This is a genomic window from Pseudomonas fluorescens, assembly GCF_018614775.1.
Taxonomy (GTDB): Bacteria; Pseudomonadota; Gammaproteobacteria; order Pseudomonadales; family Pseudomonadaceae; genus Aquipseudomonas; species Aquipseudomonas fluorescens_BY.
Genome location: NZ_JAGGOF010000032.1, coordinates 88,795 through 99,134, shown reverse-complemented (window position 1 = coordinate 99,134; position 10,340 = coordinate 88,795). Strand labels below are relative to the sequence as shown.

The window sequence follows — 10,340 nt, the reverse complement described above, 5'->3', positions numbered from 1 at the left end:
GTTGCCTCCACCCAATCATTGAACTGCGGTCGCCGCCCAGTGTGGGAGCGAGCCTGCTCGCGATGGCAATAGCCCAGGCGACATCCTATTCAAAACGACCGAATAATCCGCCCCAACGTCTCCATGGCCTTTTCCGATGCCTCGGTCCACGAGCTGCCGTAGTTCAGGCGAATGCAGTTCCTGAAGCGCCGGGTCGGTGAAAAGATCGGCCCCGGCGCGATGCTGATGCCTTGCGCCAGGGCCATCTGGAACAGTTTCAGCGAGTCCATCTGTTCGGGCAGTTCCAGCCACAGGAAGTAACCACCCGCCGGTTGGCTGACACGGGTCTGGGCCGGGAAATAGCGGGCGATGGCGGCGCGCATGGCGCTTTGCTGTTCTTCCAGGGCGTAACGCAATTTGCGCAGGTGGCGGTCGTAGCCGCCGTGTTGCAAGTAGTCAGCGATGGCCGCCTGGGCCGGCATCGAGGCGCAGAGCGAGGTCATGAGCTTGAGCCGTTCGATCTTCTGCGCGTAGCGCCCGGCGGCGACCCAGCCAATGCGATAGCCCGGCGCCAGGCTCTTGGCGAACGAACCGCAATGCATCACCAGCCCTTCGGTGTCGAACGCCTTGGCCGGTTTGGGGGCCTGCTGGCCGTAATAGAGTTCGGCGTACACGTCGTCTTCGATCAGTGGCACCTGATGCCGCCGCAACAGCTCGACCAGCGCCTGTTTGCGTGCCTCGGGCATCGTCGCGCCCATGGGGTTCTGGAAGCTGGTCATGCACCAGCAGGCCTTGATCGGATGGCGTTCCAGTGTCTGCGCCAACACCTCCAGATCAATGCCGTCGCGAGGGTGAACGGGGATTTCCACGGCCTTGAGCTTGAGCCGCTCCAGCACTTGCAGGCTGGCGTAGAACGCCGGTGCCTCGATCGCCACCAGGTCGCCGGGCTCGGTGACCGCTTGCAGGCACAGATTCAAGGCCTCCAAGGCGCCATTGGTGACCAGCAGCTCCTCCATGGGCAGCATCAGCCCGCCGACCATGTAGCGCAGGGCGATTTGCCGGCGCAATTGCGGATTGCCTGGCGACATGTCCGTGACGACGACCCGTGGGTCCATGTCCCGTGTGGCGCTGGACAGCGAGCGGGACAGCCGGTGCAGCGGAAACAGCGTCGGGCTGGGGAAGGCCGAGCCAAAGGGCACGGTGGTCGGGTCCTTCATCGACTCCAGCACTGAAAACACCAGTTCGCTGACGTCGACCTCAGTGGACTCATGCGCGGGGCTGCTGATCGCCGGCTCGGAAAACGGGCTCGGCGCATGGGCGTTGACGAAGTAGCCCGAGCGCGGTCGGGCGCGGATCAGGCCGCGTCGCTCCAGCAGGTAATAGGCCTGGAACACGGTGGACGGGCTGACGCCGTAGGTCTGGCTGGCATAACGCACCGACGGTACGCGCTGGCCCGGCCCGAGCATGCCGCAGCGGATCAGTTCAGCGATGTCGTCGGCGAATTTCTCGTAGCGTTTCATGGCGAGCTCAGTCTTTAACGGTTCAGGGTAATGCATGGCTTGCGTATTGACTGTGGGAGCGAGCCTGCTCGCGATAGCGGATTGTCAGTAACAGTACTGGCCTCATCGCGAGCAGGCTCGCTCCCACAGAAAAGCACCGGCATCTTAAAGCCTCACCGATTCATCGGTGCGACAAAACGGCTTTTGGCCACGCTGTAGATGGACGGCTCATCGCTGTCGGCCACCTTGAACGTCATCTCCCGGGAGCTGCGCTCGGGCCGTTCGCTGAGCATCGCCACCGACACCGGCACGTCGACGATTTCCCCCGGCGCCAGGCTTAGCTGGGTCTTGCCCTGCAGGATGAAATTGTCATCGTCCAGCAGCGACAGGGTGTAGTCCTGGCGTTGCTGGGTCTTGTTGATGACCTTCAGGCTGTAGATGTTCTCGATCTGGCCCAGGCTGTTTTCGCGAAAAAGGCCGCGGTCCTTGCTGACGTCGAGGGACACCATGGGCCGTTCCACCAGCGCCACGGCCAGTGCGCCGATCATTACCAGCAGCACGACGGTATAACCGATCAGCCGGGGCCGCAGCAGGTGCGTCTTGCCGCCCTGCAACTGATGTTCTGAGGTGTATTTGATCAACCCACGCGCGTAGCCCATCTTGTCCATGATCGAGTCGCAGGCGTCGATGCACGCCGCGCAGCCGATGCATTCCATTTGCAGGCCATCGCGAATGTCGATGCCGGTGGGGCAGACCTGCACGCACATCTGGCAGTCGATGCAGTCGCCCAAGCCGATGTTGGCCGGTTTCGCGTCGCGTTTGCGTGGGCCACGGATTTCGCCGCGGGCCGAATCATAGGAAATGGTCAGGGTGTCCTTGTCGAACATCACGCTCTGGAAGCGGGCGTAGGGGCACATGTGCATGCACACCGCTTCGCGCAACCAGCCGGCGTTGAGGTAGGTGGCGCCGGTGAAAAACAGCACCCAGAACAGACTGACGCCGGCCATTTGCAGGGTCAGCAGCTCTTCGGCCAGCGGCCGGATCGGTGTGAAGTAGCCGACGAACGTCAGGCCGGTGAGCAGGCTGATAGCCAGCCACAACGTGTGCTTGGCCGAGCGCCGCAATAACTTGTTCAGCCCCCACGGCGCCGCTTGCAGCTTGATCCGTTGGTTGCGTTCGCCCTCGGTGATTTTCTCGCACCACATGAAAAGCCAGGTCCAGGAGCTCTGCGGGCAGGTGTAGCCGCACCACACGCGACCGGCAAACACGGTGATCGCAAAGAGGCCGAAGGCGGCGATGATCAATAGCGCCGACAGCAGGATGAAATCCTGGGGCCAGAAGGTGGCACCGAAGACGTGGAATTTGCTTTCGGACAGATCCCAGAGCACGGCCTGGCGACCGCCCCAGTTCAACCACACCGTGCCGAAGAACAGCAGGAACAGCGCACCCGCACCGCTCATGCGCAAGGTGCGGAACAGACCGGTGAAACTGCGGGTGTGGATCAGGTTATCGGTGGTTCGAGAGTTGATTTTGCTTGGCGCGGGTTCGAAGGTCTGTAACAACTGGACGGGGATTCTATCGCTCATGGTCGGTCGCTCATCAGCCGCTATCTGGCCGGGGCACTATGACCATCGAACTGTTTGCATAACAGACTCAGGTTGAGCGATAAAAACCGGATCAGATGGCGTCGGACCCAAGCCCTGCGACAGTTTGATGCAGGTATGAACCCACGAACAGTGCGCAGCCAGGTTGCTCAGGACGCAGGCGATTCCTTGGGGACCGCGTCGTCTGCGTCGCGAGCAAGCTTTGCTCCCACGGGCTTTGCCGCTGGGAGTTGTGTAACCACCGGCTTCAGATCACCGAACCACTGTCAGTCGCCTTGAGGTTCTGGCGCCCATCGGCCGCGCCGGCCACGGTCAGGGCGTCCGCCTCGGCCTCGGTGATGTAGATGCGCCCGTCATCGAGGTCGACCGCCGACATGGCTTTTTCCGAGTCGGTGATGATGGTCAGTTCGCTGGCGGGATACTCTTTCAGGCCGTTGGGGATGTCGAAGTGGCAGGTCTGGCGGTCATCGATACGCACAGTCATGGTGTTGCTCCTTCTGGGATGTCCTGTGCGTTAGGCGCCTTGCCACTGCCAGGGTTCGTTGCGGCTGATCAGCGGTCGGACGCACCTCTGGCGCCGCTTGCGGTCCATCGTTTATCGAATAAAAGGAGGACGGTTCATGGAAACCTGGTGGCAACGAGTCTGGATCACCCTGCAGGCGGAATTCGCCGACATTGCGGATGCGGAGCAGATGACGCGGGTCACTGTACGCCTGCTGATGGCCGCGCTGCTTGGCGGCGTCCTCGGTTTCGAACGCGAGCAAAAGGGCAAGGCCGCTGGCGTGCGCACCCATATGCTGGTGGCCCTGGGCGCCGCACTGTTCGTGTTGGTGCCGCAGTTGTCCGGCTCCCAGGCCGATGCCATGAGCCGGGTCATACAAGGGGTTGTCGCGGGCATCGGTTTTCTGGGCGCCGGGACGATCCTGAAGAACACCGAGGGCGACGTGAGCCACGTCAAAGGCCTGACCACCGCAGCGGGCCTGTGGATGACCGCCGCCATCGGCGTTGCCGCCGGATTGGGCCGGGAGGCAACGGCGGTGCTGAGCACGGTGCTGGCGTTGGGGATTTTCAGCGTGATGCCGATGATTGTCCGGGCGTTGGACAAGGACGACCGTCCTTGAGTTGTCGAGGCGGGGCGTCAGTTTGAATCCATGTCGATGGGCCTGCGCCATCGCGAGCAAGCTCGGCTCCCACAGGTCCGGCGTCGAGCCTGGACACTCCATACGCCACAAATCCTTGTGGGAGCGAGCCTGCTCGCGATGGCGCCAGACCGTCGGCCTCTGCATCAACTGATACACCGTTATCGCGAGCAGGCTCGGCTCCCACAGGTTCTGCTACTAAGCTTGAGCATCAAACCCGTTCCGGCGGCGCCTCGCTCGGCGGGTCGCCCAAGGGTGGCTGGGGCTCTTGCGGAGGATCTTTCTCCGGGATCGGCTCCGGTTCAGGCCCTGGGGGCGGCAGGATGGGGTCGTCGATATTGGGATCAGGGGTTTCGGCCGGAATCGGAATATTCATCAGGACGTGGTCTCCGTAACGCAGCTGGCTTGAGTCGTGCTTAAGGTTGTTGACCCTCACGCGCCAGGATTTATCCCGAAAGCAACCGGGGGACAAATCTGGCTGAACTTTTAACCGCCCATTCGGTTCGGAGCTTAAGTGAGTTTTTTCACAGGACCCGTTGGGCCTTTACCGCCACAAGCGCGTCCATGGGGCGTAAAAGGAGCGATGCTCGATGACTGCTGAACAGCCGACTGACCTGGCGTACAACCCGCAACTGCCGTTGTCCCAGGCGTTGTTATTGCCGCGAATCGCGATTGAAAACACCATGCCGGTGATCGATGGCGGTCAGTTTGCCGCCAAGGCCGTGGCGGGACAGGACGTGACGGTGACGAGCAAGGTGTTCACCGACGGACACGACAAACTGGCGGTGCGCATCCGCTGGCGCTCGCTGCAAGACGAACGGTGGAACAGCGAGGTCATGACTGAGCTGGGTAACAACAGCTGGCGCGGTCAGTTCAACGTGCCGGAGCAGGGCCGCTATCTGTTCTGTGTCGAGGCCTGGCTCGATCAGTACGCCAGTTTCTGTTATGAGCTGGAGAAGAAGCACGGTGCCGGTGTGCCCATCAGCCTGGAGTTGCAGGAAGGGCGCAATTACGTGCAACAGGCGGCCGAGCGCAGTGACGGTGAATTGCGCGAACAGTTGGCTGCGTTGTACGACCAGCTTGCCGGTCTGCTGCCCACCGAACAGGTGGCACTGTTCCTGGCGCCGCACAGCGCCGATCTCATGGCCCTGGCCGACTATCGACCGTACCTGAGCATCAGCCCCGAATACCCCCTGGACGTGGAGCGCAAGCTGGCCGAGTTTGCCAGTTGGTACGAGCTGTTTCCCCGCTCGATCACCGATGACCCCAAGCGCCACGGTACCTTCAACGATGTGCATTCGCGCCTGGCGATGATCCAGGACATGGGCTTCGACGTCCTGTACTTCCCGCCGATCCATCCGATCGGTCGGAGCTTTCGCAAGGGCCCGAACAACTCCCTTACCGCTGGGCCGGATGACCCGGGCAGCCCGTATGCCATCGGCAGCGAGGAGGGCGGGCACGAGGCGATTCACCCGCAACTGGGGACCCGTGAGGATTTTCGTCGACTGGTGGCGGCAGCCGCTGCCCACGGCCTGGAAATCGCCCTCGACTTTGCCATCCAGTGTTCCCAGGACCACCCCTGGCTCAAGCAGCATCCGGGTTGGTTCAGCTGGCGGCCGGACGGCACGATCAAATATGCCGAAAACCCACCGAAGAAATACCAGGACATCGTCAACGTCGACTTCTATGCCGCGGATGCGATTCCCAGCTTATGGCTGGAGCTGCGGGATGTCGTGCTGGGTTGGGTCAACGAGGGCGTGAAGATTTTTCGCGTCGACAATCCTCACACCAAACCGTTGCCCTTCTGGCAGTGGCTGATCGCCGACGTTCGGGCCCAACACCCGGAAGTGATGTTCCTGGCCGAAGCCTTCACCACGCCGGCCATGATGGCGCGCCTGGGCAAGGTCGGTTATTCCCAGAGCTACACCTATTTCACCTGGCGCAACACCAAGGCTGAGCTGGCCACCTATTTCAGCGAGCTCAACGAGTCGCCGTGGCGCGAATGCTATCGGCCGAATTTCTTCGTCAATACACCCGACATCAACCCGGCGTTCCTCCACCAGTCCGGGCGCGCGGGCTTTTTGATCCGCGCGGCCCTGGCAACCATGGGCTCCGGCCTGTGGGGCATGTATTCGGGCTTCGAACTGTGCGAATCGGCGCCGGTGCCGGGCAAGGAGGAGTACCTCGATTCGGAGAAGTACGAGATCCGGCCCCGGGACTTTACCGCGCCGGGCAACATCATTGCCGAGATCGCCCAGCTCAACCGTATCCGCCGTCAGAACCCGGCGCTGCATACGCATCTGGGCCTGAAGGTCTACAACGCCTGGAACGACAACATTCTGTTTTTCGGCAAGCGCACCCCCGACGGCAGCAACTTCATCCTGGTGGCGGTGAGCCTGGATCCGCACAACGTGCAGGAAGCCAATTTCGAGTTGCCGCTGTGGGAAATGGGCCTGCCGGACGATGCCCAGACCCAGGGCGAGGATTTGATGAGCGGGCACCGCTGGAGCTGGTACGGCAAGTATCAGTCGATGCGTATCGACCCGGCGCACCTGCCGTTCGGGGTCTGGCGGATCAGTGTGTCTTGACGGTGAGCGCAATGGTGAGGGCGCCTGAGGGAGCAAGGCTTGCCCGCGATCAAGCTGGCGCCGTCTTTCAGGAACCGTGGCGTCTGTATCGCGGGCAAGCCTTGCTCCTACAACCAGATCCCCCTCGCCACTAAGAACAGCGCAAGCCCGTCCCAGCGGCTTTATTGAATTCATCAGGAGTTGCAAATGGCGAAGAAACCCCGGTCTGCCACCTTTATCAACGACCCGCTCTGGTACAAGGACGCGGTGATTTACCAGGTTCACGTAAAGTCTTTTTTCGACTCCAACAATGATGGAATCGGCGACTTCCCGGGCCTGATCGAAAAGCTCGACTACATCGCCGACCTGGGCGTCAACACCATCTGGCTGTTGCCGTTCTACCCTTCACCGCGCCGCGATGACGGTTACGACATCGCCGAATACCGTGGCGTGAGCCCCGACTACGGCACCATGGCCGATGCGCGGCGATTCATTGCCGAGGCCCACAAGCGCAACCTGCGGGTGATTACCGAGCTGGTCATCAACCACACCTCCGACCAGCACCCATGGTTCCAGCGCGCCCGCAAGGCCAAGCCGGGTTCAGCGGCGCGGGACTTCTACGTCTGGTCCGACGATGACCACAAGTACGATGGCACGCGCATCATTTTCCTCGACACCGAGAAGTCCAACTGGACCTGGGACCCGGTGGCCGGCCAGTACTTCTGGCACCGCTTCTACTCCCACCAGCCGGACCTCAATTTCGATAACCCGCAGGTCATCAAGGCTGTGTTGTCGGTGATGCGCTACTGGCTGGACATGGGCATCGACGGCCTGCGCCTGGATGCGATCCCGTACCTGATCGAGCGCGACGGCACCAACAACGAAAACCTGCCCGAAACCCATGATGTGCTGAAGCTGATCCGCGCCGAGATCGATGCCAACTACCCTGACCGGATGCTGCTGGCCGAAGCCAACCAGTGGCCGGAAGACACCCAGCTGTACTTCGGCGACGTCGATGCCCAGGGCCTGAACGGCGACGAATGCCACATGGCGTTCCACTTCCCGCTGATGCCGCGCATGTACATGGCGCTGGCCCAGGAAGACCGTTTCCCGATCACCGACATCCTGCGCCAGACCCCGGAGATCCCCGCCAATTGCCAGTGGGCGATTTTCCTGCGTAACCACGATGAGCTGACCCTGGAAATGGTCACCGACAAGGAGCGCGACTACCTGTGGAACTACTACGCGGCCGACCGTCGGGCGCGGATCAACCTGGGGATTCGCCGGCGCCTGGCGCCCTTGATGGAGCGCGACCGTCGTCGCGTGGAGCTGCTCAACAGCCTGCTGCTGTCGATGCCGGGCACACCGACCTTGTATTACGGCGACGAGATCGGCATGGGCGACAACATCTACCTGGGCGACCGCGATGGCGTGCGCACACCGATGCAATGGTCGATCGACCGCAACGGTGGCTTCTCCCGGGCCGACCCGGCCAGCCTGGTGCTGCCGCCGATCATGGACCCGCAGTACGGCTACCAGTCGGTCAACGTCGAGACCCAGGCGGGCGACCCGCACTCGCTGCTCAACTGGACCCGGCGGATGCTGGCGGTGCGCAAACAGTCCAAGGCATTCGGTCGTGGCACGTTGAAGATGCTGTCGCCGAGCAATCGCCGGATCCTGGCCTACACCCGCGAATACACCGGCCCCGACGGCAAGCATGAAATCATCCTGTGCGTGGCCAACGTGTCCCGCAGCGCCCAGGCGGCCGAGCTGGACCTGTCGGCCTACGCCGGCATGGTCCCGGTGGAGATGCTCGGGGGTAATGCCTTCCCGCCAATCGGCCAGCTGAATTTCCTGCTGACCCTGGCGCCGTATGGCTTCTATTGGTTCGCCCTGGCGGCGGAAAACCAGATGCCGAGCTGGCACGTCGAACCGGCCCAGAGCCTGCCGGACTTCACCACCCTGGTGCTGAAAAAACGCCTGGAAGAATTGCTCGAAGCGCCGTCGCGCACTACGTTGGAGCAAACCATTCTCCCCAACTGGCTGCAAAAACGGCGCTGGTTCGCCGGCAAGGACAGCGCGATCGAGAAGGTCGATATTGTCTATGGGGTGCGCTTCGGCGACCCGCAGCATCCGGTATTGCTCAGCGAGATCGACGTGACCAGCGGCGGCCAGACCCTGCGCTATCAACTGCCGTTCGGTCTGTTGGCCGAAGACCAATTGGGTTCGGCATTGCCCCAACAACTGGCCCTTTCCCGGGTGCGTCGGGTTCGCCAGGTCGGCTTCATCACCGATGCGTTCAGCCTGGAAAGCTTCGTGCGATCGGTGCTGCGAAGCATGCAGGCCGGCGCCGTGCTGCCCTGCAAGGACGGTGAGTTGCGGTTCGAACCCGCCGAAGGCCTGGCGGCGTTGAACCTGGGGGATGAGCCGGAGGTGCGCTACCTGTCCGCCGAGCAATCCAACAGTTCGGTGGTAGTGGGTGGCAACCTGGTCCTCAAGCTGATCCGCAAGGTTGCCTCGGGCGTCCATCCGGAACTGGAGATGAGTGCCTACCTGACCGCCGCCGGCTTCAGCAATATCTCGCCGCTGCTGGGTTCGGTGATTCGCCGTGACGCCCAAGGGGAAGATGCCTTGCTGATGATTGCCCAGGGCTACCTGAGTAACCAGGGCGATGCCTGGGAATGGACCCAGAACAACCTTGAGCGTGCGCTACGGGACGAGTTGGCGGATGCGGTGTCCGAGCAGGAGCAACACTACAACGCCCTGGGTGAACTGAAGGATTTTGCCGGCATGCTCGGGCAACGCCTGGGGGAAATGCACCAGGCGCTGGCCCAGCCCACCGACGACCCGGACTTCGCCCCGCAAGCCACGAATGCCAAGCAAGCCCAGGCGATTGGCAAGGACGTGGCCGCCCAGGTGGAAAACGCCCTGCGTCTGCTCAAGCAGAACCAGGACCAATTGAACCCGGCGGACCAGGCCATGGTCGCACGCTTGCTGGAACACCGGAAAACCGTCCTGGCCCACGTTCAGGACTTGGCCGGCAAGGCTGCCGGCGGCTTGCGTATCCGGGTGCATGGCGATCTGCACCTGGGCCAGGTGCTGGTGATCAAGGGCGACGCCTACCTGATCGACTTCGAGGGCGAACCGGCGCGGCCATTGCATGAACGCCGTGGCAAGCACAGCCCGTACAAGGATGTCAGTGGTGTGCTGCGCTCCTTCGATTACGCAGCGGCGATGGCGATCCACTTGAACACCGTCGACAGTACGGCGGATGCCGATGCAGCCCGGCAGCGGGTGGCCGATCGTTACCTGAAAGAGGCTCGCCAGGCATTTGTCGAGGCATATCGGCTGGCGGCAGCTAGTCTTGCCCATGAATGGAAGGATGCTGAAGGCGAAGACGCTGCGCTGGCGTTGTTCGGCCTGGAGAAGGCGGCCTATGAAGTGGCTTATGAAGCCGAGAATCGCCCCGCCTGGCTGCCCGTGCCGTTGCACGGTCTGTACGGGTTGTTGAGTGGCCTGGAACCCTTTTCCGACATAGCCGGACCGATTTAG

The 10,340-nt window shown here is 62.3% G+C and carries 7 protein-coding genes; 3 read left to right on the top strand and 4 right to left on the bottom strand.

Annotation, left to right across the window (positions count from 1 at the left end; translation table 11 throughout):
• Positions 1-89: 89 nt before the first annotated feature.
• The 3 genes from mapR to J7E36_RS09370 form a co-directional block, all read right to left on the bottom strand.
• Positions 90-1,499 carry a GntR family transcriptional regulator MpaR gene (gene mapR, locus J7E36_RS09380; RefSeq protein WP_215002127.1) on the bottom strand — a complete coding sequence of 470 codons (1,410 nt, stop codon included), beginning with the start codon at positions 1,497-1,499 and terminating at the stop codon, positions 90-92.
• Between the two features lie 152 nt (positions 1,500-1,651).
• Entirely contained in the window at positions 1,652-3,064 is a 1,413-nt protein-coding gene (ccoG, locus tag J7E36_RS09375; RefSeq protein WP_215002125.1) for a cytochrome c oxidase accessory protein CcoG, read from the bottom strand.
• 265 nt (positions 3,065-3,329) lie between these two features.
• On the bottom strand, positions 3,330-3,566 hold the full coding sequence (locus J7E36_RS09370; protein ID WP_215002123.1) for a DUF3203 family protein: 237 nt from the start codon (positions 3,564-3,566) through the stop codon (positions 3,330-3,332).
• A 136-nt stretch (positions 3,567-3,702) separates the two neighbouring features.
• Here J7E36_RS09370 and J7E36_RS09365 point away from each other — a divergent pair, with 136 nt between their 5' ends.
• Positions 3,703-4,203, top strand: a complete 501-nt coding sequence (locus J7E36_RS09365) for an MgtC/SapB family protein (RefSeq protein ID WP_215002121.1) — start codon at positions 3,703-3,705, stop codon at positions 4,201-4,203.
• Positions 4,204-4,432: 229 nt separating this feature from the next.
• Here the strand turns inward: J7E36_RS09365 and J7E36_RS09360 are convergent, their stop codons facing one another.
• Entirely contained in the window at positions 4,433-4,597 is a 165-nt protein-coding gene (locus tag J7E36_RS09360; RefSeq protein WP_215002119.1) for a hypothetical protein, read from the bottom strand.
• A 214-nt stretch (positions 4,598-4,811) separates the two neighbouring features.
• Between J7E36_RS09360 and J7E36_RS09355 the strand changes: the two genes are divergently transcribed.
• Entirely contained in the window at positions 4,812-6,809 is a 1,998-nt protein-coding gene (locus J7E36_RS09355; RefSeq protein WP_215002117.1) for an alpha-1,4-glucan--maltose-1-phosphate maltosyltransferase, read from the top strand.
• A gap of 186 nt (positions 6,810-6,995) precedes the next feature.
• Positions 6,996-10,340, top strand: coding sequence for a maltose alpha-D-glucosyltransferase (gene treS / locus J7E36_RS09350; RefSeq protein ID WP_215002115.1), 3,345 nt, complete (start codon positions 6,996-6,998; stop codon positions 10,338-10,340).

What these genes read in the sequence shown, in the direction of transcription:
- mapR (WP_215002127.1), bottom strand. Translation starts at nt 1,499, where the DNA reads ATGAAACGCTACGAGAAATTCGCCGACGACATCGCTGAACTGATCCGC.
- ccoG (WP_215002125.1), bottom strand. Translation starts at nt 3,064, where the DNA reads ATGAGCGATAGAATCCCCGTCCAGTTGTTACAGACCTTCGAACCCGCG.
- J7E36_RS09370 (WP_215002123.1), bottom strand. Translation starts at nt 3,566, where the DNA reads ATGACTGTGCGTATCGATGACCGCCAGACCTGCCACTTCGACATCCCC.
- J7E36_RS09365 (WP_215002121.1), top strand. Translation starts at nt 3,703, where the DNA reads ATGGAAACCTGGTGGCAACGAGTCTGGATCACCCTGCAGGCGGAATTC.
- J7E36_RS09360 (WP_215002119.1), bottom strand. Translation starts at nt 4,597, where the DNA reads ATGAATATTCCGATTCCGGCCGAAACCCCTGATCCCAATATCGACGAC.
- J7E36_RS09355 (WP_215002117.1), top strand. Translation starts at nt 4,812, where the DNA reads ATGACTGCTGAACAGCCGACTGACCTGGCGTACAACCCGCAACTGCCG.
- treS (WP_215002115.1), top strand. Translation starts at nt 6,996, where the DNA reads ATGGCGAAGAAACCCCGGTCTGCCACCTTTATCAACGACCCGCTCTGG.